The following is a 24,248-nucleotide window of genomic DNA, read 5'->3' as shown; positions in this document are numbered from 1 at the left end:
TGCGTGCGCCTATTACTGATCGAGGATGACGTGGCATTGGGTGAAGGTATTCACCAGGCGCTGGTGCGTGAGGGCTACACCGTCGATTGGCTGCAAGACGGCAGCAGTGCCTTGCATGCCTTGCTCAGCGAAACCTTTGACGTGGTGGTGCTCGATCTCGGCCTGCCGCGCATGGATGGCTTGGAGGTGCTGCGACGCCTGCGTGACAGCGGCTCGAACCTGCCGGTGCTGATCCTCACCGCGCGGGACGCCACCGAAGACCGCATCGCCGGGTTGGATGCCGGCGCCGACGATTACCTGGTCAAGCCCTTCGACCTGGCCGAACTCAAGGCGCGCCTGCGTGCCCTGCTACGCCGCAGCGCCGGACGTGCGCGGGTGATGATCGAACACGCGGGCATTTGCCTGGACCCGAGCACACAGCAAGTCAGCTACCACGGCGAACCGGTGCTGCTCACGCCCAAGGAATATCAACTGCTGCACGAACTGCTGTCGCCGCCAGGCCGCGTGATGACCCGTGACCAGCTGATGCAACTGCTCTACGGCTGGAACGAAGAAGCCGAAAGCAACACCCTGGAGGTGCACATCCATCACCTGCGCAAGAAGTTCTCCAGCGAACTGATCCGCACCGTTCGCGGCGTCGGCTACCTGGTGGAGGAGCGCGGATGACCTCGATTCGGCGGCGCACCCTGACCCTGATCATCGGCCTGATGCTCGCCGGATTGCTGGTGATCAGTGTGCTGAACCTGCACGACAGCAATCACGAAATCGCCGAAGTCTACGATGCGCAACTGGCGCAGAACGCACGCCTGCTCCAGGGCGTCATGAGCATGCCGCTGGCGAGCAAAGACCAGACGGAGCTGTATCGCGCCTTCAACAAAGCCTTGGGCGAAGCCATGCCCAAGGTGGATGGGCACCCTTACGAAAGCAAGATTGCCTTCCAGGTGTGGAACCCCCAGGGCGAACTGCTGGTGTTTACCGCCAGCTCACCGTCATTCGCCACGCCCCCGGAACAACCGGGCTACAGCAATATCGACGACCTCAATGGCCGGCAATGGCGCGGCTTCGTGCTCAAAGACAAGGACAATGGCCTGCGCATTTGGGTGGGCGAGCGCGACGATGTGCGCTCCGACCTGGTCCAGCGCATCGTGCGGCATACCTTGTGGCCGAATGTGCTGGGCAGCCTGATCCTTGCCGCCATGGTCTGGCTGGCGATTGGCTGGGGGCTCAAGCCCTTGGCCGACATGGCGGCCACCTTGCGTGCACGGCATTCCGGTTCCCTGGAACCGATGCAACTGACGCCCTTGCCCATGGAGCTGGAACCGATGCAGGCGGCGTTGAACCGTATGCTCGCGCAAATCCAGGACATGCTGGGCCGCGAGCGACGCTTTATTGCCGACGCCGCCCACGAAATGCGCACGCCCCTGGCGGTATTGCGGGTGCATGCGCAAAACCTGCTGGAAGCCGGCACCGAAACCGAGCGGCGCGAGTCCCTGGCCTTCCTGATCGCCGGTGTCGACCGCACCAGCCGCCTGGTCAACCAGTTGCTGACCATGGCACGCCTGGAACCGAGCGCCGGGCAGCCAGCGGTACAGGCGATCGACCTGGCGACAACGGTGCGTGAAACCCTGATCCAGTTGACCCCCTGGTTGCTGAGCAAGGACTTGGAACTGGTGCTCGAGGTCGACGATGCGCCGTACCAGGTGACGACCGACGCCGGCGCGATCGATATCGCCTTGACCAACCTGGTGACCAACGCGGCGAATTTCTCCCCGGAACATGGGGTGATCACCGTGGGTTTGTGCAAAAACGCCGAGTATTTCGCCCTGACCATCGACGACCAGGGCCCCGGCATCGATGAGGCCCAGCGCGACCGGCTCTTCGAGCGCTTTTACAGCCGCGGCAATGCCAAGGGGGCGGGCCTGGGCCTGACGATCGTACAAACCATCGCCCAGCGCCTGGGCGGGCGAGTGCGCCTCGAAAACCGGGAAACCGGTGGCCTGCGAGCGACCCTGGAGATCCCGGTGCGCGCGCACGTTACCTGAGCAGTGTGCCCAGCCACATTGCGCCGGTCAGCAGCACTTGCCCGGCGATCACGTAGGCGGCGAATGTGCGGCCGCCGCTGACCCAGGCCACCAGGCACTTGCTCAGCGCGTTGCAACTGACCACCAGCAATATCGGAATGGACGCAGCCTCCAGGGACAACTGGCCGCTGGTGGCCAGGGCGGCAATCGAGGCGATGGACGCGTGAGCGTCGGCGAAACCACTCAAGGTCGCGGTCAACATCACCCCCACCTGGCCGAAGTGATGGAGCATCACTGACGACAGGAAGGTAATGCCGGTCAGGGTCAAGACCATGATCAGCGCCAGCTTGAGGTCGAATGCACCGCCGACCTTGATGATTTGGCTGGCCGCTGTCGTCGGCGCGCGCAGCATCAGGGCTGCCCCATACAACGCGGTGGTGGCAAACCCGGCGAGCAGCGGCCAGGCCATCTGCGAAAGCAGCCTCGGCTCCACGGCGCCGAGGATCAGCGCCATTTGGGTCACGGTGGCAATATTCGAAAAAATCGCCGCTGCCGCGAGGGTGCGCAGGTGCTGCGGCTCCTTGCCGACGATCTGGCCCATGGCGGCCACGGTCACCGTGCTGGAAGCGAACCCCGAAGCAATGGCGCCCACGACGTAGCCATACCGCGGCCCAAGCGCGCGCACCGCCACATGGCCCACCGCCCCTACCGCCATCAACAACACCGTCAAGGTACAGATAGTGCGCGGGTTAAGCGCACCATAGGGGCCGATAAAGCGATCCGGCGCCAGCGGCAACACCACCAGCGCCACGATCAGCAGCAACAGCCCGTCACGCATTTCGATGTCGGTCAATTGGATGCGGGCAAAGTTATGCAGTTTGTCGCGGTAGGCCAGCAAACCGGCGACGACGACGCCGATGGCGATAGCCCGTTCGGGGGCGTCCCCACACCCTGCGCCCAATACCAGCACCATGAGCAAGGTGACTTCGCTGGTGATGCCCGGGTCTTTATCCTGGCTCTTCCAGTACGCCGTGCTGGCGATCACCGCCAGGCAGCCGGCGATCAGCCCCAACAACAGGCCGCCACCGACTTGCTGCGTCACATAGCCTAATAACGCGGTGATGGAATAAGTGCGCAAACCGGCAAAAGCGCGCAGTTCGCCCTGCCCCTTGCGACGTTCGCGCTCAAGCCCGATCAGCATGCCGATACCCAGCGCCGCAGCGGCACCGGCCAGGTCGAGGGTGTGCGTCATCCATACCCGCCGGTGCGAATCAAAGCCGGTGCAGAACCTGTGGTGCCCCTTGGCGCGGCGACGCTTGGCCAGGGATGAGGTGCGTCCAGCCGTGCCCGCAGGCGGTGCACGAAGTCTTCGGCTGCGGCCAGGCTGGTGAAATGCACGAACCAGGCGTCCATATGTACTGTCCAGCGCAGCGGCGCCTGTTGTTGTGTGATGGTGATCAGCATCCTTGGCCTCGGCTGGCGCCCCCAGGCGCCTTCAGGGAGTAATCGCGACCTTCATGACGCCATCGCGTTGATGGGCAAACAGCTCATAGGCCGCCTCGATATCGTCGAGCTTGAAGCGGTGGGTCACCAGGGGCGACAGGTCCACCCCGCCGCTGGCAACCACGGCCATCAAGCGGCGCATGCGCTCCTTGCCGCCGGGGCACAGGGTCGACACGATGCTGTAATCCCCCAGCCCCGCACTGAAGGCGTCATAGGGAATGTGCAGGTCACTGGAATACACCCCCAGGCTGGACAGGCGCCCACCGGGGCGCAGCACGCGCAAGGCCGACTCGAAGGTGCCCTGGGTGCCCAGGGCTTCGATCGCCACGTCGACCCCACGGCCGTCCGTGAGCGCCATGATTTGCTCGACCACATTGCCTTTCTTGAAATCGACGATATGGGTAGCGCCGAGGCTGCGGGCGACGTTCATGCGTTCACTGACCCCGTCGACCCCGATAATCATCGAGGCGCCTTTAAGGCGTGCCCCCGCCACCGCGCACAAGCCGATCGGCCCCAGGGCGAATACCACCACCGTGTCGCCAATGCTCACCTCGCCGCGCTCGGCCCCGGAAAACCCGGTGGACATGATGTCCGGGCACATCAGCACCTGTTCGTCACTTAAACCGTCGGGGATCGGGCACAGGTTGGCCAGCGCATCGGGGACCAGCACGTATTCGGCCTGGCAGCCGTCGAGGGTATTGCCGAATTTCCAGCCCCCCGCAGCGCGAAAGCCATGCCGTGTATCGGGGCCGTCCTGGGAGCCACACCCGCACAGGCAGGCGTAGCTTTGCCCGCTGGGGGTGATGGCGCCGGCGATCACCCGCTGGCCTTCGACAAACCCGCGAACCTGGGACCCCAGCCGCTCAATCACGCCCACCGGTTCATGGCCCACGGTCAGGCCTTTGGCGACCGGGTACTCGCCGCGCAGGATATGCACGTCGGTACCGCAGATGGTGGTGGTGGTAATGCGCACCAAGGCGTCCAACGGACCGACTTCGGGAATGGGTTTGTCGTCCAGGACGATGCGGTTTTTTTCAACGAAGACAGCTGCTCTCATGGTTGCCATGCTGTGACCTCCTGGGCCGGAAAAGCCTGATTGGCGACCAGACTGCGCCGCGAACGCACGGCACAAGTTGATCATGATCAACAATCCCCGGATTGATCATAGCCCCTGACCGCGCATCGTTGACCTGGCTCCCGCTCAAGGCGACTTGATGCAAGTCAAACCGCCACCGGCGCCCGGCGCGATGATGTCAGGCAGGCACCATTGCCCGCTGCTATCCGCCGCTTACCCAAGGGAGATTGCCCATGTCCACTCAAGCCCGTTACTTGTTGCTGGTTTCACCATTGATGGAGCACAGTCCGGCCTTCGACAGGGCCGCTGCCCTGGCCAAGGCCGAAGGCGCCGCGCTGCATATCCTGGCCTTTGATTACCTGGAAGGCCTGGCCACCGCCGGCCTGGTCAATGAACAGGCGCTGGAACAGATGCGCCTGGGCTACGTCGAGCGTCATCATCAATGGCTGGAGGACCAGGCCCGGCCGTTACGCAATCTCGGGCTGACGGTCACCACCGAGGTGGCCTGGGTGGAACGCCCGCTGCAGGAGATATTGGTGCGCCTGCGGGAAGAGCCGATGGCCGTGGTGATCAAGGCGCTGGAGCATGAGTCGCTGCTGTCGCGGCTGATGTTCACGCCACTGGACGTGCACCTGATTCGCGAATGCCCGGTGCCACTGCATTTTGTCAGCGGTGCGCAACATGCCTTGCCGCGCAAGATCGTGGCCGCCGTGGACCCGTTCCATCGCAATGAGCACTATGACGACCTTAACGACCGCATCCTGCATGAAGCGGTCAAGTTGGCCACCGCCTGCGATGCCGAGGTGGAAGTGGTGTACGCCCATGACCTGTCCGACCTGGGCGCCCAGGAGTACGGGTTTGGCAGCGGCGCCGGCTTCTTCTCGTCGGTCGCCGCCAAGCGCTTGTTCGACGAACAGGGGCAGGCCTTCAATGACCTGGCCGCGCGCAACGGGATCCCGCCAGCACAGCGCCATATGATCCTGGGCAACCCGGCGAAAGTGCTGTCCAGCTACGCCGATGCCTACAATGTCGATGTGATTGTCATGGGGCGGGTCGGCCATCACGGGCTGTCGCGCTTACTGGGTAGTACAGCCGAATCGCTGTTGTACAAGATGCCGTGCAGCGTCTGGATGGTGAAGCCCGAAATCGTTGATTGATCACACGCACTTTGCTCGCCCCGCGGCACTATTCGTCGCGGGGGTACTTCGCGCCAAAACAATTCATTTGGATACCTCAGTCTGACGCCAGGCATTCGGAACCCTCCAGCCGTCTAAATATATAAGTCCGCACCTAGCTTTTTTCATCACGTGTTGTTTAGTGTTATCTAGGCAACCGGCAAGTGTGCAAGAGGCTTATTTTAAAATGAAGTCGACACCAATACTTGTACAAACGCAAAATTTAAGGACAGCTTGCGCCAATTGCAGTGTTCTAGAGTTGTGTCTACCCATCGGTCTGAACGATAGCGAAGTGAGCCGCCTGGATACACTTATTCCCCAACGGGTCAAAGTTAAAAAAGGCGCCTCGCTGTATCGCACCGCAGACCCGCTGCGCTCGCTCTACGCCGTGCGAACCGGCTTTTTCAAGACCTGCATTGTCTCCCTGGACGGTCGCGAACAAGTCACCGGCTTCCAGATGGCCGGGGAAATGCTCGGCCTGGACGCCATCAGCGCCGAGCAGCATGCCTGCCATGCCGTGGCCCTGGAAGACAGCGAAGTGTGTCCGATTCACTTCCACCAACTTGAACGGCTGGCCAGCCAGATTCCATCGCTGCAACATAACTTGAACAAGATCATGAGCCGCGAAATAGTGCGTGATCACAGTATGTTATTACAAATGGGCAATATGAATGCCGATGAGCGACTGGCCGCGTTTGTATTGAATCTATCGGCGCGCATGAGTACGCGCGGTTATTCATCCCGCTCTTTTGTATTACGGATGAGACGCGAAGAAATCGGCTCTTACTTGGGCCTGCGCCTGGAGACGGTATGCCGCAGTATCGCGCAACTGCGCAAACTGGGCCTGGTGCATATCAGCGCTCGCAATGTCGACATTCTCGATATGCCGCAACTCAAGAGGTTTATTGCCGGCTGTCATCGGCATGGGCCGGAGTGATGCTGATCTGATCCAGGTCAGCTTTAACGGTCGGTAAAGGCGTACAAACCAATGGAAAAGACGCTGTTTCAATCCCGTCCAACCTTCGGAGGTCATGCCATGCCCACCCTCGCAGAACACAACAGGCAAGCCGATGCCGCCTATAAGGAGGCAGCCCCCCACGAACACTGGATCGACGAACTCAAAGACGGCCGCCACGTGCTGATACGTCCGTTGACCGCCGCCGATCGAGAGCGCGAATACGATTTCATCAAGAACCTGTCCCCCGAGTCGCGGCACGCGCGCTTCCTGGGTGAAATCAACGAGCCCGGCAAGCGCCTCATGGATCAGTTGATGAATGTCGATAATCAGCACCGTATGGCCTTTATCGCCCTGGTGCACGACAACGGCAAGCTGATCGAAATCGGCGTGGCTCGCTACGCCGAAGCCAAGGAGCACGAATGCGAATGCGCGGTGACCGTGGCCGATAACTGGCAACAACAGGGCCTGGGGTACATCCTGATGCAGCACCTGATAAAGGCGGCGCGCGCCAACGGGTTCAAACGCATGTACACGATCGACGGGGCCACCAACTCCCGGCTGCGTGACCTGATCCATGACTTGGGATTCCATAGCGTGATCGATCCGAATGACAGTACCCAGGTGATCAGCAGCATCGAACTCTGAACCGCATGGCCCGCTGACGGGGCGGTTTGCCGCCCCGTCTGCCAATACGCTCGTTGGAGGGCATTCGTTGTCTAAGGGTCCAGCACGCCGCCGCTGTAGCTGTCGGATAAGCGTGTGCCGGTGAATTTGGCCACCACCGCACCCTGGGCCACCAGGCGTTCGCGATGCCGGGTGACCAGGCGCCCGGTTTGTGCGGCATGCAGCGTTACCTCCGTATCCGGGTCACCAGGGCGCCCGATGATCCTGGCAAAACGCTCCCCCTCCTCGACCTGATCACCCAGGCTTTTTTCGAACACCAGCACACCGGCGCGAGGGGCGAGGACGGTTTCCATGCAGCCCATGTCCACTGCGTCGCCCTGCCATTCGCTGATCGCCGCCACCTCGTCGACCACGCCATTGATGCACAGCCAGGCCCACAGCCCATCGGCATCCTGTTGTGCCAGGGCATCGCTGACATCCGCTTGCCCACGCAACTCGACGGTCGCGGCCAACTGCGGCGCGGCGTGGTTGATGAGGGTTTCTTCAAAGGAACCATCACCGCCGTCCTCCCAGACGATCACCACGTCCACCTGCAACGCGGCCGCCAGTGCCAGGCCTTGCTCGGGCCAGAAGCTGCGGTGGATGTAGAGGTAGGGCAGTGCTTCGTCATCGGTGTGCAGGTCCAGCACCAGGTCGGCATCGGCGGCCAGTTGCACCAGGCTCTTTTGCCATTGCGCCAGGTTGCTCGCCGGGCGCTCCATGGCCAGGGAGTGGTCAAATGCGCGGTTGAAATTCTGCCCACTGGCTTCGTGAAAACGCCCCAATAATTTGCCCTGGCGAAACTGGCCGATGCCGAACGGGTTGGCCTGCGGTACCAGCGTCACGCAGCCCTTCAGGCGGCCTTGCTGCTGACAGCGTTGCAAGCGCGGCAGCAGGTGGTGCAGCACCAGCATCCCGGCGATTTCATCGGCGTGGACGCCGGCTTGCAAGTGGACCCGGGGCCCGCTGCCGTCGCCTTCGAAGCGCCAGGCGTTGATAGACAGCAGGTTGCCAGCGTCGCCGGGCACCTGCCACGAAAGATCGATTGCCATGCCTTGCCCTCCTCTTATCCAACACAAATAAACGACCGTATTTTTATGGCCTGTGGGCTTGTCTGTGGCCTGTGGGCTTGTCTGTGGCCAGTGGGCTTGTCTGTGGCCAGCAGGCTTGTTGTGGCGCCACAACAAGCCCGCTCGCCATAACAGACTCACTTGCCACAACAAGCCCGCTCGCCATAACAGGCTCACTTGCCACAACAGGCCCGCTTGCCACAGCCCCCCAGGTGCAGGAATCGGCTTGTTACGGTTCAGTCGTTGCTCAGCGGCGGCAGGCGCCGTTTCACCGGGGTTTTCTTGACGATGGCGGTATTGGTTTCCGCGTAGGCGTTGATCCGGTCCAGCAGGTTGTCGAGATGGTCCATGGTGCGCACATGCAAGCGGGCAATAAAACAATCTTCGCCCGTGACCTTATCGCATTCGGTGAATTCCGGGATCGCCTGGATCTGGCGCTCCACCTCCTGCAATTTGCCGGGCAGGGGGCGGATGCGCACGATGGCTTGCAGCAGGTAGCCAAAATGCCTGGGGTCGATATCGACCGTGTAGTGGGTCAGTACGCCACGCTCTTCGAGGCGACGCAGGCGTTCGCCGACGCTGGGCGACGACAGGCCGGTGATGCCCGCCAGGGCTTTGAGGGACAACCGCGAGTCATCCATCAAGGCGGCGATGAGTTGCTGGTCGATGGTGTCGATCATGGAGTTCGCCTAATAAGAAAAGGTAATTTCGGTTTTTTGCCTTTTTTAGTCGCTGGAGCCGATCACGAGCAGATTGCCATAATTGAGCCTCACTTGAGGAGCTTCAATCATGGATACATCCATCCGTCGCGGGTCGTGGGAAATGGTCGCCGCCATGCTGATCTCGGGGACCATCGGCTGGTTTGTGCTGGTGTCGGGCGTGTCGGTCATCGAAGTGGTGTTCTGGCGCTGTTTGATCGGCGGGCTGACGCTGCTGCTGGTGTGCGCGCTGCTGGGCTACCTGCGGCTGGACCTGCTCAGTTGGGCCAAGCTGGGCTTGGCGATGCTCAGTGGCGTGGCCATCGTCGGCAACTGGTTGCTGTTGTTCGAATCCTATTCCCGCGCATCGATCGCCATCAGCACGGCGGTGTACAACGTGCAGCCGTTCATGCTGGTGATGCTGGCGGCCGTGTTTCTAGGTGAAAAAATCACCGTGCAGAAACTGGCGTGGCTGAGCGTGGCGTTCCTGGGAATGCTGGCGATTGTCACCGCCCATGGCGACCAGCCAACCGGCGACGATTACCTGGCAGGCATCGCCTTGGCGCTGGGCGCGGCATTGCTGTACGCGATTGCCGCGCTGATCATCAAGCGTTTGAAGGACGTACCGCCGCATTTGATGGCGTTGATCCAGGTGACGACGGGCGCACTGCTGCTGGCGCCGCTGGTGCCTTGGCATAGCTTGCCGGTCACCACCAACGCCTGGGCGGCACTGGCGACGCTCGGCGTGGTGCACACCGGGTTGATGTATGTGTTGCTGTATGGCGCGATCCAGAAACTGCCCACCGCCATCACCGGCGCACTGTCGTTTATCTACCCGATTGCGGCGATCTTCGTCGATTGGATTGCCTTCGGGCATCGCCTGGGCTGGCTGCAATGGCTCGGGGTAGCGGCCATTCTGCTGGCAGCGGCGGGGTTGCAGCGGGGCTGGTGGTGGCCCCGCTCGCACAGGGTCAGTGTGTGCCCTGATAGATGAGGTTTTCCGGGTTGAAATGCTCCACCACGCTGCCCGGTTGCGGCAGCCCAAGGATGTGCCCCTTGATTTTGCCCACCACGTGCATCTCGCAGGGTTTGCAGTCGAACTTCAGGGTCAGCACTTCGTCGCCATGAATCAACTGCATCGGCGCAACCTTGGTCTTCACGCCCGTGACACCCTTGGCCTGTTTAGGGCACAGGTTGAACGAGAAACGCAGGCAGTGCTTGGTGATCATCACCGGCACTTCGCCGGTCTCTTCATGGGCTTCGAAGGCCGCATCGATCAGCTTCACGCCGTGACGGTGGTAGAAGTCGCGAGCCTTCTGGTTGTACACGTTGGCCAGGAACGACAGGTGCGCTTCCGGGTACACCGGCGGCGGCGTGACCTCGGCCTTGCGCCCGCCACGCGGGTGTGCGGCAACACGGGCGGCGGTCAGCGCTTCGATCACTTCGCGGCGCAATGCCTTGAGCTGCGAGTTGGGAATGAAGAACGCCTGGGGTGCATCCAGCTCAATACGGGTGGCGTGATACTCGGTGGTACCCAGTTGGCCAAGCAGGTCGCGCAGGGTATCCAGCGCCTGTTCCGGTTTGTTGGCCACGCCAAACGGGCCGGGCAGGGTGACGCTGGCACGGATACCTTCTTCGCTGGTGGCGGTGACTTCCAGCTGTTCTTCGCGCAAACGTGCGACCCATGACAGGCCGATACGGCGTTCGGCCGAGGTCTTGAGCAACGCCTGCTGCCAGTTATGGTCCAGGTTGCGGTTCAACGGGTGGTTCGGGCGCAACTGATGCAGGCCGGCCGGCATTTCATTCGGCTCGACGCGGTAGCGGTAGCGCTTCTCGCCGTCTTCCTCGAATTCACCCTTGGGCTCGGCGATATTGGCGCGGAACCCGACCACCTCACGCTTGACCAGCACATTGAGGCCATCGCCGTTGGACAGCGGCTCATGGGTGACCACTTGCAAGTCGCGCTTGCCGGCTTTTTCCACCACACCCACCGGCAGGCCGGTGAAGGTCGGGGTGTCGAAGGCGCCAATGTCGATCTTGCGGTCGCTGACAAAGTAGTCGGTGCTGCCACGGTGGAAGGTTTTTTCCGGGTCGGGCAGAAAGAAGTGTGCGGTACGGCCGCTGGACGCGCGGGCCAGGTCCGGACGGTCTTCGAGGATCTCGTCGAGACGCTGGCGGTAATAGGCCGTGATGTTCCTCACGTAGCCCATGTCCTTGTAGCGGCCTTCGATCTTGAACGAACGCACACCGGCTTCCACCAAGGCGCGCAGGTTGGCGCTCTGGTTGTTGTCTTTCATCGACAGCAGATGCTTTTCAAAGGCCACGACGCGGCCCTGGTCGTCTTTCAAGGTGTATGGCAGGCGGCAGGCCTGGGAGCAGTCGCCACGGTTGGCACTGCGGCCATTCTGCGCGTGGGAAATATTGCACTGCCCGGAGAACGCCACGCACAGCGCGCCGTGGATAAAGAACTCGATGGCGGCATCGGTTTCATCGGCGATGGCGCGGATTTCCTGCAGGTTCAGCTCACGGGCCAGGACCAGCTGCGAGAAACCCGCCTGGTCAAGAAACCTGGCGCGCCCGAGGGTACGGATATCGGTCTGGGTACTGGCGTGCAGCTCGATGGGCGGAATATCCAGCTCCATCACGCCCAGGTCTTGCACGATCAACGCATCGACGCCGGCGTCGTAGAGCTGATGGATCAGCTTGCGCGCGGGTTCCAGTTCGTTGTCATGCAGGATGGTGTTGAGGGTGGTGAAGACACGGGCGTGGTAGCGCCGGGCGAATTCGACCAAGTGAGCGATATCGCTCACGTCGTTACAGGCATTGTGGCGGGCGCCGAAGCTGGGCCCGCCGACGCCATCTACATCGGCGCGCGACATGGTGGTGTAACCCACCGAGAACGCCAGCAGCACCAGCAAGGCGAGGATCAGCAAGGCCGGGGTACCGGCGCCATTGCCCAGCATGATGCCAATGGGGAAGCCGCCGGCGATCACGCTCAGCGGGCTTGCCGCCGACACCACGAAGAAGATAATGAAGCCCACACCCAGGGCACCACGCTTGAGCTCCGTGGAGCTGTTGACCGGGTTAAATACACTCATGTTGTTGACCTTATTGTATGAGGCAGTCGCTTTAGGATCGGTGCAGCCGGCTACGCAGCGTCACCAAACAGCTTGTCGTTCTTATTGCACGCTGGCACTGATCCTATGCCTGCGCTGCAACGCCCCGATATCCCAAATCGGTAACTCAAGCACCCACAGCGAAGCTCCTGCGCATTCAGAGCTGATGACGCAGGCTATTTCAGGTCTTTCTAGCGTTGTTTGTCAGGCCCGCACACAACTCGTGATGGCGGCTCGGGCAGTCTGGGATGGCAATTCCGCGAACAGCTCTTGGTATTCCGCGGCAAAATGGCTCAGGTGATAAAAGCCCCACTGGGCCGCGGCATCGCCAATCGACAGCTCGCAGGCGCGGGTAGACATCAAGGCTCGACGGACACCGTTAAGCCTCACGGAGCGCAAGTAATTCAGTGGAGTGGTCTCGGCGACCGAGCGGAAGCTGTTCTGCACCGTGCGTCGGCTCACCTGAAGGCGTTGGCATAAATCGATCACGCTGGGCACATTGATCATTTCGCCGGTTGCCAGGCGGTGGCATTTCTCTACGATAAAACTGCGAGTGGAGCTGGGACTGCGCTGTTGCTTGTCGCAGGCTGGGTCGATCATCAGTTGCAACAACTCGCTGAGCATCGCCTGCTCCAACGCCGCCTCGCGCTCTTGATCCAGCGTGCTATCGAGATCTTCGTACACCAGTGCCTGGGAGAAAAGCGCCAGCAATCGGCGCCGGGCCTGTGCAAATCGCTGGGGAGAAACCCTGATCACCGGCTGGCGCAGCAACCGGTTGAGTTCCTTGGCCGAAGCGGTCTGCTCCAACGCCTCATCGAATAATTCACGCTCGAAGGTGATGGAAAGCAGCTCCATGCCCATCGGCATATGGAACATGAATTCCTCGCCGCCATGGAGAAAGAACAGGCTGCTGTCATCTACCTCGCGCCCCTGCATGCGAATCGATCCCGGGACGTTGATCGGCACGGCAAAGCACATCTTGCCTTTAGGCGCCACGCCGTTCTGTACCACGCGCTGGTTGATCTGTTCGAGAAACAGGTGGCAACCCGAGGTTGTCAGTTGCATGAGCGTGCTCTCGGCGCAGCCCGAGGTTAACTGGCTGTAGTCCTGGTTCCACTGCTGGATGGTGGCTGCATGGACATGGATATCGCGAAAATGGCTGATCGTTTGGTTTTTCATTGGGGCATGCCTCTACCAATATTTTTGTTTTTTTTAGATCGGCGATCCAATTGATAGTCGCACATCGCAAAAGTCCTGCAAATTGTTTATGTGCTGGAATGCAAGCAAACCATGTGCCGATTCGGGATACCGGCCTGGAACGCGCGCCGGAGATGATCGGCACACTTAAATAGACATTCCAGAGAGACCGTCATGAGTGAAGCCAAATTTCAATCCCTGCACTTTGCAGATGCCCCGCAGATTATTTCCGGCGAACTGCCCGGCCCCAAGACCCGCGAAGCCCTGGCGCTGTCGGCGCGCACCGAGTCGATGGCGCGCGGCGGCGGACGTATGCCGGTGGCCATGGACCGTGCCTTCGGTGCGACCTTCAAAGACCCCGACGGCAACACCTACATCGACCTGTCCGCAGGCGTCGGTGTCAGCAGCGTGGGCCGCTGCCACCCCAAAGTGGTGCAGGCGATTCGCGAACAGTCCGAAGTGCTGATGCATGCCCTGGAAATCAACAGCACCCGGCGTACCGAGTTGGCTGCCAAGCTTTCCGAAATCGCGCCCGAGGGTTTGCGTGGCGACTGCGTTACCTTCTTCACGCAAAGCGGCAGTGATGCGTTGGAGGCGGCGATCAAGTTCGCCAAGCGCGTCACCGGGCGGCACCAGATCATCGCCTTCCACGGCGGCTACCACGGCGTGTGGCACGCTTCCGGTTCGCTGACCACCGGCACGGCCTACCGCAAGGGCTTTGGTGCCCAGATGGGTGGGGTGATTCACGCGCCCTACCCTTACGCCTACCGCTTCCCTTTCGACACCACCCACAAGAGCGCCGAGCAGATCGCCGGTGAGTACATCGACTATCTACTGAACACCCCCTACACCGCGGCCGATGACGTGGCTGCCGTGATCGTGGAGCCGGTACAGGGCGAAGGCGGCTACGTGCCACCCTCTCCGGAGTTCCTGCAACTGCTGCGCAAGGCCTGCGACCGCAGCGGCACATTACTGATTGTCGATGAAGTGCAATCGGGTGCCGGTCGCACCGGCAAGATGTGGGCGGTCGAACATTCCGGCGTGAAGCCCGACATGCTCACCTTTGGCAAAGGCATCGGCAGCGACCTGCCCATGGCCGGCCTGATCATGCGCTCGGACCTGGCGGCGCAGATTCCCGACGGTTCCATGCCCAACACGTTCGCCGCCAACTCGTTGTCGGCCGCGGTGGCACTGACCAACATCAGCATCCTCCAGGACCCGGACCTTGACCTCCTCAACCGCGCCCACACCCTGGGCCTGGAGGCACAGGCGCATATTCGCGCCTTCAACAGCCCGTTGGTCGGCGAAGTGCGCGGGCGCGGCCTGATGATCGGTATCGAACTGATCGAAGACCCACTCACCAAGGCGCCCCTGGCGGGCGAGAAGATCGGCCAACTGATGGGCTACCTGCTCAACCACGGTGTGCTGATGATTCCGTGTGGCCGCTACAGCAACGTCATGCGCGTCATGCCTTCGCTGACCATATCTCGCGAGCTGTTCTTCAAGGCCCTGGATATCTTCGGCGACGCCCTGGCTTCTCTCAAAGCATGACCTTGCCCATTACTCGAGGACCGCAATATGACTGAGCACTTGAATCATTTCATCGAAGGTGTGTCCTGCGAAGCCTTCGACCGTCGTCGTATCAACCTGGTCAACCCCGTGAATGAACAGGTGTACGGCAGCTCCGCGCGAGGCACCCGCGAGGATGTCGACCGTGCGGTGGCCGCTGCACGCCAGCAACTGGAACGCGGCGAGTGGAGCCAACTCGACGGCGCCGCGCGTGGCCGACTGTTGTCGAAACTGGCCGACCTGGTTGAGCGCGACACTGAACTGCTGGCCGATCTGGACGCCAACGCTATCGGCCGCTCCCCCATCGAGCCGCGCCGGATGGACCTGCCCAACGCGATCGCCAACCTGCGCGCCGCCGCGGGCTGGGCCAACCAGCTTGAAGGTCGCACCATTCCCACCGGGGGTTACTTCGGCACCAAAACCCTGTCGTACACGGTGCGCGAGCCGGTCGGCGTGGTGGGTGCCATCGTGCCCTGGAACTCGCCGCTGATGATCACGGTGTGGAAACTCGCTGCGTTGCTGGCGGCGGGCTGTACCGTCGTGGTCAAGCCATCGGAAGAAACCCCGCAATCGGCCCTGCACCTGGCACGGCTGGCGCAGGAAGCGGGCTTTCCGGACGGCGTGATCAACGTGGTCACCGGCTACGGCAATGAAGTGGGGCGCGCCCTGTGCGAACACCCGGATATTGCCAAGATCAGCTTCACCGGCAGCCCCGAGGCTGGGCGTGAAATCCAGCGCACCGCCGGTGTGTTGTTCAAGCGCGTGGCCTTGGAATTGGGCGGCAAGAGCCCGCAGATTGTGTTCGATGATGCGTCCTTCGACGACGCCCTGCGCGGCTGTACCCTCGGTCTGTTCGCCAACCAGGGCCAGGTGTGTGCGGCCGGTTCGCGGATCCTGGTGCAACGCAGCCTCGCCGACCGTTTTGGTGCAGCGCTGGCCGAAGCCGCACAGGCAGTGAGCGTGGGCGACCCTCGCGAGCCCGGCGTACAGATGGGGCCGGTGGCCAAGAAGGCTCAATTCGATCGCGTCAACCGCTACATCCAACTGGGCATCGACCAAGGCGCCACGCTGCTGGCCGGCGGCGTCTCGGCACCCAAGCAGGGCTGGTTCGTGCGTCCGACGATCTTCGCCAACGCCCGCAACGACATGGAAATCGCCCGGGATGAGATCTTCGGCCCCGTCGGCACGCTGATTACGTTCGACAGCGAAGACGAAGCGGTCGCCCTGGCCAACGACAGCAGCTACGGCCTGGCGGCCACGGTCTGGACCAGCGACCTGGTACGAGCGCACCGCGTTGCTGCGGCAGTGAAAGCTGGCGCCGTGGGCATCAACTGCTGGAGCCCATTGGACGCCAACCTGCCTTGGGGCGGCGTCAAGACCAGCGGTATCGGACGTGAAGGTGGGTTCAGCGGCGCGCTGGCCTACACCGAGGAGAAAGTCATCACCGTCCTCCTGCCCGCCTGAGCCTATTCGTTGTCCTGACCGAGCCACCCTCCAACGTTGAGGGTGGCCATTCAACCGTGCATCGATCCGTGGAGAACCTGACATGAACCCAATAGATCAACCGACAATCGATCGGTACCCGACCTCCCTGCGCGTGTTGCACTGGGTGCGTGCCGTGCTCGTGCTGGGCCTGCTCTGGGCCGGCTGGCATATGACCGGAATGAATGATGAGGTGGCGAGCAAATTCGAGCTGTATTACCCCTGGCACAAGTCCTTCGGGGTGTTGACGTTCCTGGTGGTCCTGACTCAGCTCGCCGTGCGCTTTCGCACCCCCAATTTGCCGCAGCCGCTGGAAACCCTGGCGGGGTATGAACGGTTCCTGTCACGCCTGATTCAGCGCGCCATGTATGTGCTGTTGGTGATCGTGCCGTTGATGGGGTACTCCATGTCGAGCACGTTCACCATGAGCGACGGCGTGTTCTTTTTTGGGGTTAACCTGCCCGAGCTGTTGCCAAAGAATGACGATTGGTTCGTCGTGTTCCAATGGCTGCACAAAGTCCTCGCCTATAGCTTGCTTGTCCTGATCGTGCTGCATGTGGCGGGCGCCCTCAAGCATCGCTTCTACGACCGCGACCCGCGCAACGACGTGCTGCGCCGCATGCTCTGAATGGATGAGGCGTTGACGCAAAACGTCAACGCCTGCCTGGCCCCGCAACAGCCCTCAATGACAACTCAGAACGTCGCCCACACAATGAACTGCATGTACGTGTTGGTCGACGCGCTGCCGCTCTGCCCGCCCCCGTTGCCTAACCACTTCTCAGGCTTATAGAGGCCGATCAACGGCGAAAGCGTGATGTTATCCGTGACCATCCAATCCAGAAACAGGTCGACCTCCCGCGCCGCGAAGTCCCGTTCATTGCGACGGGACAGTTGGTGGTAGTCGAAGGCCATCGCGTTCAGGGTCAATTTCTCGGTGGGCCGGACAGAGAGCAGCACGTCGTTGATCTGCATATTCGACGTCACTGAACCGGCGTAGTTGGACGCGACTTCACCCTGGTAGCGTTTGCGAAAGCCGCCCTGGAACAGGAAGTCCCACCCTTCGGAATAGCGCGAATAGCGATAACTGACCGTCGGCTGCCATCGCACATCGGTGAAGGTGTAGCCCGCGTCGAAGAACATCGCCCGCTGTGAACCGGAACGTTTTTCCTGGCGCGCCACCTCGAATGCGAAGTCGGCGTTCTCAATCCCGGCGTTGCCCTGCCCGCGAATGCTGTAGACATTCATGCCCTTGCGTTCAAGCCGATCTGCGAAGGCATATTTCTCATCCACATCCAGGCCGTGTATGTAGGTCGAACCGATCGAACCGATGGCCGTGGTGTAGTCGATAGTGCCCACTGCCAGTTCGGTCTTGGACTGCCCAGGGTTATCGGATTTCAACCATATCAAGCTGCCGTGCAGCCCTTCCTTGCCGCCCAGCTTCAGCACCGCCGTGTTGCCAAACGCCAGGCGTTGGCCAAGGTAAAAGGCGCCCCCCCTGTCGAATCGGCCATCGCGCACGCCCTCGATGGGGTTGAACGCCTTGCCTGGGTTGTAGCCATCATCGGTGATCAGGAAACCGTCCACCGTCACCAACTGGCGACCGAAAGAGAAATCCACACCGTCCTTGCCCAGGGCGGGCAGCAGGTCGCCTGATCTCCAGCCGAGGAAAGCATCTTCCACGTCGGTACGGCGCTCATTGCCCGCGGTGATCGCCCCTGCGTCCCCGTCGCCCCAGGTGCCGCTGCTGAGCAGGCTGAAACCGCCATAGACGGAGCCCGCGATGATCTTGTCGGTCGTGCCGTTGAGACCATATTTGGCGTAGCCCTCCTGCCAGCGCATGCTGCCGGGCTCTTTCTCCGGGTCACCGATGTAGTTACGAGTACTACCAAACCAACCAAATGCGGCGCCCAGGTCGGCGTTCAAGACGGTTGCACCATCATCTTCGGTGTAGAGCGTGTAGGCATGTGCCTGCACGCCGACCGCACAGAGTGCAACCATCGACAATAAGGGTGCGTAGGGGGGAATGCGCATAACGTCTCTCCTGTTTTTATAGTTCTGAGGTAAAGCCCAAGTGTTTCGGCTTGGGCCGCCAACGCGGTAACCCAAATCAGCATCTGCAAGGGCCTGCGCGCCGATCTGTCGTTACGGGATACCTCATCCGCGCCAAGCGCCTGAAAACCTTCAACGGTTGCCGTTTTGGGATACGCCTCTGAACGCGAGCTCCCTATGCTCGGTTCATAAGAACCATAAAAAACGAGGCCCCCCGCCATGTCCCCTTTGTCACGCTTCCCGTTGCTCCGTCAGGGGCTTTGTCTTCTAACCCTGATCGGCTGCAGTGCCTTACCGCCTGTTGCCAGTGCCCACCATTCATTTGCGCTGTTCGACCAGACCCAGACGATCACGATTAAGGGTGTCGTCGAGCGCTTCGCCTGGACCAACCCCCACATCACGATTTACCTCGACGTTCCCGGCCCGCCGGCACAGCGCTACAAGATCGAGACGGGCAGCGTCAACGCGCTGCAACGCACGGGCTGGACGTCCAGCTCGGTCAAGGCTGGCGAAAGCGCCGAGGTGTCGTTCAAGCCGTTGAAAAGCGGCGAGCCGGGCGGGTTGCTGGTGGAGATCAAGATGGGTGACGTGGTGCTCTCGGGCGGCGGCTGAACGCAGCCCTTTGCGAATGCGGCAACACCAGAACTGGGCAAACCAGCAACGCGGAGACATTTCAATGAAACGAGCACGTTCTTCCAACACAGCCATGATCGTTCTGGGGGTGGTCCTCATGACGCTCTCCGGGATGAGCAGCGCCGCGACAGCCTCGAAAACCCAAGCCGACAAGCACAGCTCGGCCGCCCGGCCTGACATCAGCGGTACTTGGGAAAGAACCCCGGACGACTGGTTCGGCGAAAACCCGGACGATCCGGTACACCCCGGCGGTCCGATGGACCTCAAGGCACCCTATGACGCCGAGTACGTCGAGCTCAAGAAGAAACAAGCCGTGGCCAACGCAGCCGGGAAGCCGATCGCCACCACCAGTTCAAGGTGCCTGCCCGAGGGTATGCCGACCATGATGGCGGCGCTCTTCCCGATCCAGATCATTCGCGATGACAAGCAAGTGATCATCCTCGGCGAGTACCTCCAGCAAGTGCGACGGATTCTCTTGAACCAGGCCATGCCGCCAACAGACAAGCTCGACCCCCTGTACCAAGGCCATTCGCGCGGCCACTGGGAGGGCGACACGCTGGTGGTCGAGACACAAAGCGTACGCACCGACGTGCGCTTCTATGACGTGCCCCACGGGCCGGCCATGAAGATCACCGAACGCATCCGGCTGCGCGGGCCGGATCGCTTGGAAAACCAGGTCCTGATCGAAGACCCGCAAGTACTCAACACCCCGTATCGCTTTACGTTTGAGTACAAGCGCTCCAACTACGCCATTCAAGAGTACGTGTGCGAGAACAACCAGATCGTGATCGACAGCGAGGGCAAAGCATCTCTGAGCCTTGAGTGATGACGCCTATCCAACCCCCTGCTGGAGCTTTACGAATGGAACGCCTGACCCCTATCAGCATCAGCGTCGTGCTATGGCTGTGCATCGCGGCGAACACGTTCGCTGAGGTGCCCCGCATGCCCACGGCGATCGCGGTGCCGCCTTCCGACAAGGCGCCGCTGTCGTCGGCGACGCGCCCTGGCACCGAATACAGCGACCTCAACCACTACGGCTACATCGAGCAAGAGTACTACCTGCAAGGCGTCGCCCCGGCCATCACCGCCGCTGGCAAAACCCTGTTGGAAGCGCCTTACACCACGCGCATTCTGGTGCGCAAACCGGCGGACCCGGCACGTTTCAATGGCACGGTAGTGATCGAACCATTCAGTTGGTTCGGCGAACGTGCCGCCGGTTGGATCCTGACCCGCGACTATCTGCTGCGCCGCGGCTACGCATACGTCGGGTACACGCTGAATGTGAACAAGCCGGCGGTGGACCCCAAGTTCATCTCCGACACCCCAGAGGCCGAAGCCGAACAGATCGCCCAGTACGGACCGATCGTGAACTTTGAGTTCATGCGCCGCTTCGACTTTGCCCGCTACGCGCCGCTGGGCACCTATTACGACCCGGCACACTTCACGCGGGGCGCCGCGCCCGATCCGTTTGCGCCCCAGTCCCAGGGCATCGGTGCGCAACTGGCGCTGCTGCTTAAAACCAAAGGGGCACAGAGCCCTTTGGCGGGCCTGGATGTGCAGCGCGTCTATGTGAATAGCTGGGCCGTCACCGCGCAAGTCTGGATGGACTATCTCGACCAGGGCCGTCACCAGCAATGGCGCATGCCCGACGAAACACCGCTGATCGACGCCTACATGACCGGCCGCATGGCCTACGGGGAAGTGGGTGGCGACGTGATCCGCGTGCCCCGGCAGATGCCCGAAGGCGTGCCGTTCGTCACCGTCTACAGCCAGTCCGAATTGATGCATGACGTGATCGAAGGCATCCCCCTGCCCCCGGACACCGACTCCCCGCAGGTGCGCTACTACGAAGTCACCGGCATGCCCCACCTGCGTCTGGCCGACCTCGGCACGGAGCACACCGAGAAGCTCGCGGCCGATGTCGGCAAGGGCGACGACCCGCGCTGCCAGACGCTGTATGACGAACCGGTGGAACTGGTGGTCTCGGCGCTGCTGGATGGCATGGACCAGTGGGTACGCGACGGCAAGCCGATGCCCAACGCCCCGCGGGTGATACGCGACGGCAAGGCCGCTGCCCGTGCGCCCGCCACCGGCAACCTGCAAGGCGGCGTGCGCCCGCCGTGGATCCAAGTGCCAAGCGCCACCTACCTCACCGACCAAGAGACCGGCTGCGGGCTGATCTACGACACCAAGGTGCCTTACTCGAAGGAAGTGCTCGGCCGGCGTTATGGAAACTTCAGCCGCTATGCACAGAAGTTCGAAGACGCCAAAGCCGTTTCGATCCAGCAAGGGTACTTGCTACCGGAGGATGCGGCGGGTCTGCATCCGATCGCAAACCCTCAAGACTTCTAACCCATTGCAGGAGAAAAGCCGATGTCCTCTTCACTCATCATTGCCTGGATCTACGGGTCTCCCTTAAGCACCGCCATCCGCGACATCCTGTGGGTCATCCCCACGGTGCAGAGCATTCATATCATCGCCATCACCGTGCTCTTCGGCTCGGCGCTGATTTCCGATCTGCGCCTGGCGGGCGTGTTCGCCAGCGATGAGCCCTTGCGCGGCATCGTCCGCCGTTACTACCCCTGGATGCGCAATGCACTGATCGTCCTGTTGTGCACCGGGCTGGTGATGATCATCGCCGAGCCTGATCGGGTGCTCGTCAACTCGACGTTCTGGCTGAAGATGGTCCTCGTGGTGGCCGCGTTCAGCTTGACCTGGCTGCTTCGTCGCCCGCTGCTGCGGCGCCCCGCCGGCAACGTAGACAGTGACGACGCGCCGGGTTCCGTCAAGGCCTGTGCGTGGCTGTCGATCGGTTTGTGGTGCGTCGTGATCATCTGCGGCCGCTGGATCGCCTACACGATCTAAGCGTTTTCAACCAAAGTTCTCAGGTATTCTCCATGGATATTCAACCTCTGCTGCAAGCCGTCCAGGACACTCAGCTCGCGACGTTCATTCGCGAGTCAGGCTCGGTGTTCCCGATGCTGGAATCGGTGCATGTGATCGGCATCGCCATCGTCTACGGCACCATCGCTGTCGTGGACTTACGCCTGCTTGGCGTGACCGCCCACCGGCGCGGCGCGCTGAAACTGATCCAGGATCTGCTGCCGTACACCTGGGTCGCGTTCATGACCTGTGTGATCACTGGCCTGCTGATGTTCTGCGCCAATGGCACGACCTATGTGCAGAACACCGCGTTCCTTTTCAAAATGGGCCTGTTGATACTGGCGGGGATCAACATGGCAGTCTTCCATCTCGGGGCCTTTCGCCGAATTGCCGAATGGGACACGACACTGCCGCCTCCCCGCCAGGCGCGCGTGGCCGGCTTCAGCTCGTTGCTGTTGTGGGCGGGCGTGGTCTTCCTGGGCCGCTGGATCGCGTTCCTCTGATGGCGCGCCGCGACGCTGCAATCACGCAGGTGCGCCCACGCTCCAGCGGATGGGAGTCGCTGGCGTTGGTGCTGGCGACCCTGGCCGTCATCGCCGGCGTGGCAGGCTATGTGCTGCTGCGCCCCGAAAGAGTTGGCCCGCCCACCCCGTTGAGCTGGCAGGTGCGCTCCTTCGATGGCTTGGGCGCGGTCGATCAGGCCATACACAGCGCGTTGTTACCGGCCGGTGAAGAAATCATCTGGAACAACAACGATACCGGCGGCTGGGTCACCCTGGAGCAGGCGCAGACGCTGTTGCTGCCGCCCTTCTACCGGGATGCCTTCTGGAAAACCAATGGCGAGGTGCACTGGCAATTGATCCTGCCTGGCTCCCACCTGGCCCATACAGGTGGCCATGACGATGATGCCGCTGAGGCGAACCCGCCCGTCAACGCTGTGTCCCAGGCCACCCTGGGGCAAGGTGCAACGGTGTACTACGGCTCTGGCGGCCATGCACCGGGCCAGAGCGCCTACCTGCTGGTCATCGGTCACGCCCATGCGGGGGTGATGTGGGCCAACCAAGCGACGATCTGGGTCCACCGTGACCCGAACGCGCCCTACCCCGCCATCGTCAAGCCCGAATCCCTGGTCGGCGAGGATTGGCGCCAAGTCATCCCGTACGACGGTGCCAGTGAAATCGAACGCGTAAAAGGAACCCAGCCATGACTGTTTCTACGAAACACCGCGCCTTGTGGCGCCGTTGTATCGCGCTGCTGGTGTTGATACCCGCCATCGCGCTTGCCGGCCCTGCCTTCGCCTCGGCAAAGAAGCTCAAGATCGGCATCACCCTGCATCCCTACTACAGCTTCGTGAGCAATATCGTCGGTGATCGGGCCGAGGTCGTTGCGCTGATCCCCGCAGAGGCTAACCCGCACAACTACCAGCCGCAGCCCGACGACATTACCCGCGCGATGAATATCGATGTGCTGGTGGTCAACGGCATCGGTCACGATGAATGGGCCTTCCAGATCATCAAGGCTGCCGGCCGCACGCAAACGCTGCCGATTATCCAGGCGAATGCCACGGTGGCGCTGATTCCCATCGGTGGCGACCAGGAAGGGGTCAAGGTGGTCAACCCGCACACCTTCGTGTCCACCACGGCAGCGATACAGCAGGTGTTCGAGATCGCTCGCCGGCTGGGAGAGCTGGACCCGGACAACGCTGCGGTGTATCGAAAAAATGCCCTGGCGTATGCGGGCCGTATCCGCGAGCTACGCGCAGGCTTCATGACGCGCTTCGCCGCGCTGGACCTGTCTTCGTTCCGCTGTGCGACGACCCATGCGGGCTACGACTACATGATGCAGGAGTTCGGCCTGTTCGTAAGCGCCGTGATCGAGCCGCGCCACGGCGTCGCGCCGACGGCACGCCAGTTGGCCAACACCATCGAGGCGATCAAGAAGGCCAACGTCAAAGTGCTGTTCGCCGAGAAAAACTTCTCCCTCGACTTGGCCAAACCCATCGAAGCCGCCACCGGCGTGAAGGTGTTCGCCCTGTCCCACATCACCGGCGATACCTACAGCGCGGACGAGTTTGAGGTGGCGATGCGCGAAAACCTCGAAACCCTGGCGCAAGCCGTCGAGTTTACGAAGCAATGAATACGCTAAAGGAGGAATAC

The 24,248-nt window shown here is 61.8% G+C and carries 23 protein-coding genes and 1 pseudogene; 16 read left to right on the top strand and 8 right to left on the bottom strand.

All coding sequences use genetic code 11. From position 1 onward, the window contains the following. Positions 1 to 3 precede the first annotated feature (3 nt). Both A7317_RS14340 and A7317_RS14335 read left to right on the top strand, forming a co-directional pair. Positions 4 to 666 (top strand): response regulator, encoded by a 663-nt coding sequence (locus A7317_RS14340; RefSeq protein ID WP_024075552.1) that lies wholly within the window; start codon positions 4 to 6, stop codon positions 664 to 666. Continuing rightward, a complete protein-coding gene (locus A7317_RS14335; protein ID WP_069076121.1) occupies positions 663 to 2,042 on the top strand; it encodes an ATP-binding protein in 1,380 nt (459 codons plus the stop codon). The genes A7317_RS14340 and A7317_RS14335 overlap by 4 nt, the downstream gene beginning before the upstream one ends. Here the strand turns inward: A7317_RS14335 and A7317_RS14330 are convergent. From A7317_RS14330 to A7317_RS14320, 3 genes are read right to left on the bottom strand one after another with little or no spacing between them, the layout of a single operon-like run. Next, complete coding sequence (locus A7317_RS14330) at positions 2,035 to 3,273, bottom strand: MgtC/SapB family protein (RefSeq protein ID WP_024075554.1); 1,239 nt, start codon at positions 3,271 to 3,273, stop codon at positions 2,035 to 2,037. The two genes, A7317_RS14335 and A7317_RS14330, sit on opposite strands and share 8 nt — an antisense overlap. Then, positions 3,270 to 3,485, bottom strand: coding sequence for a hypothetical protein (locus A7317_RS14325; protein ID WP_069076120.1), 216 nt, complete (start codon positions 3,483 to 3,485; stop codon positions 3,270 to 3,272). Before A7317_RS14325 ends, A7317_RS14330 begins: the two co-directional genes overlap by 4 nt. Positions 3,486 to 3,516: 31 nt before the next feature. Further along, a complete protein-coding gene (locus A7317_RS14320) occupies positions 3,517 to 4,590 on the bottom strand; it encodes an NAD(P)-dependent alcohol dehydrogenase (RefSeq protein ID WP_024075556.1) in 1,074 nt (357 codons plus the stop codon). A gap of 242 nt (positions 4,591 to 4,832) precedes the next feature. Here A7317_RS14320 and A7317_RS14315 point away from each other — a divergent pair, with 242 nt between their 5' ends. From A7317_RS14315 to A7317_RS14305, 3 genes are all read left to right on the top strand, one after another. Beyond that, entirely contained in the window at positions 4,833 to 5,756 is a 924-nt protein-coding gene (locus A7317_RS14315) for a universal stress protein (protein ID WP_069076119.1), read from the top strand. Between the two features lie 205 nt (positions 5,757 to 5,961). Beyond that, on the top strand, positions 5,962 to 6,711 hold the full coding sequence (gene fnr, locus A7317_RS14310) for a fumarate/nitrate reduction transcriptional regulator Fnr (RefSeq protein WP_069076118.1): 750 nt from the start codon (positions 5,962 to 5,964) through the stop codon (positions 6,709 to 6,711). Positions 6,712 to 6,810: 99 nt separating this feature from the next. Beyond that, entirely contained in the window at positions 6,811 to 7,377 is a 567-nt protein-coding gene (locus A7317_RS14305; RefSeq protein ID WP_069077408.1) for a GNAT family N-acetyltransferase, read from the top strand. A gap of 71 nt (positions 7,378 to 7,448) precedes the next feature. Here the strand turns inward: A7317_RS14305 and A7317_RS14300 are convergent, their stop codons facing one another. Beyond that, entirely contained in the window at positions 7,449 to 8,447 is a 999-nt protein-coding gene (locus tag A7317_RS14300) for a succinylglutamate desuccinylase/aspartoacylase domain-containing protein (RefSeq protein ID WP_024075560.1), read from the bottom strand. 254 nt (positions 8,448 to 8,701) lie between these two features. Next, complete coding sequence (locus A7317_RS14295) at positions 8,702 to 9,145, bottom strand: Lrp/AsnC family transcriptional regulator (RefSeq protein ID WP_069076117.1); 444 nt, start codon at positions 9,143 to 9,145, stop codon at positions 8,702 to 8,704. 109 nt (positions 9,146 to 9,254) lie between these two features. On the opposite strand from A7317_RS14295, the gene A7317_RS14290 reads away from it, so the two are divergent. After that, positions 9,255 to 10,157 (top strand): DMT family transporter, encoded by a 903-nt coding sequence (locus tag A7317_RS14290; RefSeq protein ID WP_024075538.1) that lies wholly within the window; start codon positions 9,255 to 9,257, stop codon positions 10,155 to 10,157. Here the strand turns inward: A7317_RS14290 and A7317_RS14285 are convergent. After that, positions 10,135 to 12,033, bottom strand: a pseudogene (locus A7317_RS14285) (peptidase U32 family protein); the annotation flags it as partial. The gene A7317_RS14290 and the pseudogene A7317_RS14285 overlap by 23 nt on opposite strands. A 450-nt stretch (positions 12,034 to 12,483) precedes the next feature. Further along, positions 12,484 to 13,458 (bottom strand): helix-turn-helix domain-containing protein, encoded by a 975-nt coding sequence (locus tag A7317_RS14280; protein WP_024075468.1) that lies wholly within the window; start codon positions 13,456 to 13,458, stop codon positions 12,484 to 12,486. 192 nt (positions 13,459 to 13,650) lie between these two features. On the opposite strand from A7317_RS14280, the gene A7317_RS14275 reads away from it, so the two are divergent. From A7317_RS14275 to A7317_RS14265, 3 genes are all read left to right on the top strand, one after another. Further along, complete coding sequence (locus tag A7317_RS14275) at positions 13,651 to 15,027, top strand: aspartate aminotransferase family protein (RefSeq protein ID WP_069076116.1); 1,377 nt, start codon at positions 13,651 to 13,653, stop codon at positions 15,025 to 15,027. A 27-nt stretch (positions 15,028 to 15,054) separates the two neighbouring features. Next, positions 15,055 to 16,509, top strand: a complete 1,455-nt coding sequence (locus A7317_RS14270; RefSeq protein WP_069076115.1) for an aldehyde dehydrogenase family protein — start codon at positions 15,055 to 15,057, stop codon at positions 16,507 to 16,509. Positions 16,510 to 16,591: 82 nt separating this feature from the next. Then, positions 16,592 to 17,155 (top strand): cytochrome b, encoded by a 564-nt coding sequence (locus A7317_RS14265; protein WP_024075471.1) that lies wholly within the window; start codon positions 16,592 to 16,594, stop codon positions 17,153 to 17,155. Between the two features lie 65 nt (positions 17,156 to 17,220). On the opposite strand, the gene A7317_RS14260 is transcribed toward A7317_RS14265, so the two are convergent. Beyond that, positions 17,221 to 18,558, bottom strand: a complete 1,338-nt coding sequence (locus A7317_RS14260; protein ID WP_069076114.1) for a hypothetical protein — start codon at positions 18,556 to 18,558, stop codon at positions 17,221 to 17,223. Between the two features lie 237 nt (positions 18,559 to 18,795). Between A7317_RS14260 and A7317_RS14255 the strand changes: the two genes are divergently transcribed. From A7317_RS14255 to A7317_RS14225, 7 genes are all read left to right on the top strand, one after another. Beyond that, positions 18,796 to 19,188: a DUF6152 family protein gene (locus tag A7317_RS14255; RefSeq protein WP_069076113.1), complete on the top strand. Its 393-nt coding sequence runs from the start codon at positions 18,796 to 18,798 to the stop codon at positions 19,186 to 19,188. Between the two features lie 64 nt (positions 19,189 to 19,252). After that, a complete protein-coding gene (locus A7317_RS14250; protein ID WP_069076112.1) occupies positions 19,253 to 20,035 on the top strand; it encodes a hypothetical protein in 783 nt (260 codons plus the stop codon). Between the two features lie 35 nt (positions 20,036 to 20,070). Continuing rightward, the gene (locus A7317_RS14245) at positions 20,071 to 21,561 is read left to right on the top strand and encodes an alpha/beta hydrolase domain-containing protein (protein WP_081329199.1); all 1,491 of its coding nucleotides are present in this window, start codon (positions 20,071 to 20,073) and stop codon (positions 21,559 to 21,561) included. A 21-nt stretch (positions 21,562 to 21,582) separates the two neighbouring features. Further along, a complete protein-coding gene (locus A7317_RS14240) occupies positions 21,583 to 22,074 on the top strand; it encodes a DUF6644 family protein (RefSeq protein ID WP_069076111.1) in 492 nt (163 codons plus the stop codon). Between the two features lie 32 nt (positions 22,075 to 22,106). After that, on the top strand, positions 22,107 to 22,595 hold the full coding sequence (locus tag A7317_RS14235; RefSeq protein WP_069076110.1) for a DUF6644 family protein: 489 nt from the start codon (positions 22,107 to 22,109) through the stop codon (positions 22,593 to 22,595). Then, complete coding sequence (locus A7317_RS14230; protein ID WP_069076109.1) at positions 22,595 to 23,299, top strand: DUF6162 family protein; 705 nt, start codon at positions 22,595 to 22,597, stop codon at positions 23,297 to 23,299. The genes A7317_RS14235 and A7317_RS14230 overlap by 1 nt, the downstream gene beginning before the upstream one ends. Further along, positions 23,296 to 24,228 (top strand): metal ABC transporter solute-binding protein, Zn/Mn family, encoded by a 933-nt coding sequence (locus A7317_RS14225; RefSeq protein ID WP_069076108.1) that lies wholly within the window; start codon positions 23,296 to 23,298, stop codon positions 24,226 to 24,228. Before A7317_RS14230 ends, A7317_RS14225 begins: the two co-directional genes overlap by 4 nt. Positions 24,229 to 24,248 lie beyond the last annotated feature (20 nt).

Origin of the sequence: Pseudomonas fluorescens (assembly GCF_001708445.1) — a bacterium.
GTDB lineage: Bacteria > Pseudomonadota > Gammaproteobacteria > Pseudomonadales > Pseudomonadaceae > Aquipseudomonas > Aquipseudomonas gorinensis.
The sequence above is the reverse complement of the archived record's forward strand: the minus strand, read 5'-3'. Positions and strand labels throughout refer to the sequence as shown.

Bases quoted from the DNA above. Each gene is read 5' to 3' on its own strand.
- A7317_RS14300 (WP_024075560.1), bottom strand. From the start codon at position 8,447: ATGGCAATCGATCTTTCGTGGCAGGTGCCCGGCGACGCTGGCAACCTG.
- A7317_RS14230 (WP_069076109.1), top strand. From the start codon at position 22,595: ATGGCGCGCCGCGACGCTGCAATCACGCAGGTGCGCCCACGCTCCAGC.
- A7317_RS14250 (WP_069076112.1), top strand. From the start codon at position 19,253: ATGAAACGAGCACGTTCTTCCAACACAGCCATGATCGTTCTGGGGGTG.
- A7317_RS14255 (WP_069076113.1), top strand. From the start codon at position 18,796: ATGTCCCCTTTGTCACGCTTCCCGTTGCTCCGTCAGGGGCTTTGTCTT.
- A7317_RS14225 (WP_069076108.1), top strand. From the start codon at position 23,296: ATGACTGTTTCTACGAAACACCGCGCCTTGTGGCGCCGTTGTATCGCG.
- A7317_RS14335 (WP_069076121.1), top strand. From the start codon at position 663: ATGACCTCGATTCGGCGGCGCACCCTGACCCTGATCATCGGCCTGATG.
- A7317_RS14290 (WP_024075538.1), top strand. From the start codon at position 9,255: ATGGATACATCCATCCGTCGCGGGTCGTGGGAAATGGTCGCCGCCATG.
- A7317_RS14330 (WP_024075554.1), bottom strand. From the start codon at position 3,273: ATGACGCACACCCTCGACCTGGCCGGTGCCGCTGCGGCGCTGGGTATC.
- A7317_RS14265 (WP_024075471.1), top strand. From the start codon at position 16,592: ATGAACCCAATAGATCAACCGACAATCGATCGGTACCCGACCTCCCTG.
- A7317_RS14320 (WP_024075556.1), bottom strand. From the start codon at position 4,590: ATGGCAACCATGAGAGCAGCTGTCTTCGTTGAAAAAAACCGCATCGTC.
- A7317_RS14270 (WP_069076115.1), top strand. From the start codon at position 15,055: ATGACTGAGCACTTGAATCATTTCATCGAAGGTGTGTCCTGCGAAGCC.
- A7317_RS14235 (WP_069076110.1), top strand. From the start codon at position 22,107: ATGGATATTCAACCTCTGCTGCAAGCCGTCCAGGACACTCAGCTCGCG.
- A7317_RS14240 (WP_069076111.1), top strand. From the start codon at position 21,583: ATGTCCTCTTCACTCATCATTGCCTGGATCTACGGGTCTCCCTTAAGC.
- A7317_RS14325 (WP_069076120.1), bottom strand. From the start codon at position 3,485: ATGCTGATCACCATCACACAACAACAGGCGCCGCTGCGCTGGACAGTA.
- A7317_RS14315 (WP_069076119.1), top strand. From the start codon at position 4,833: ATGTCCACTCAAGCCCGTTACTTGTTGCTGGTTTCACCATTGATGGAG.
- A7317_RS14280 (WP_024075468.1), bottom strand. From the start codon at position 13,458: ATGAAAAACCAAACGATCAGCCATTTTCGCGATATCCATGTCCATGCA.
- A7317_RS14260 (WP_069076114.1), bottom strand. From the start codon at position 18,558: ATGCGCATTCCCCCCTACGCACCCTTATTGTCGATGGTTGCACTCTGT.
- fnr (WP_069076118.1), top strand. From the start codon at position 5,962: ATGAAGTCGACACCAATACTTGTACAAACGCAAAATTTAAGGACAGCT.
- A7317_RS14275 (WP_069076116.1), top strand. From the start codon at position 13,651: ATGAGTGAAGCCAAATTTCAATCCCTGCACTTTGCAGATGCCCCGCAG.
- A7317_RS14295 (WP_069076117.1), bottom strand. From the start codon at position 9,145: ATGATCGACACCATCGACCAGCAACTCATCGCCGCCTTGATGGATGAC.
- A7317_RS14245 (WP_081329199.1), top strand. From the start codon at position 20,071: ATGGAACGCCTGACCCCTATCAGCATCAGCGTCGTGCTATGGCTGTGC.
- A7317_RS14305 (WP_069077408.1), top strand. From the start codon at position 6,811: ATGCCCACCCTCGCAGAACACAACAGGCAAGCCGATGCCGCCTATAAG.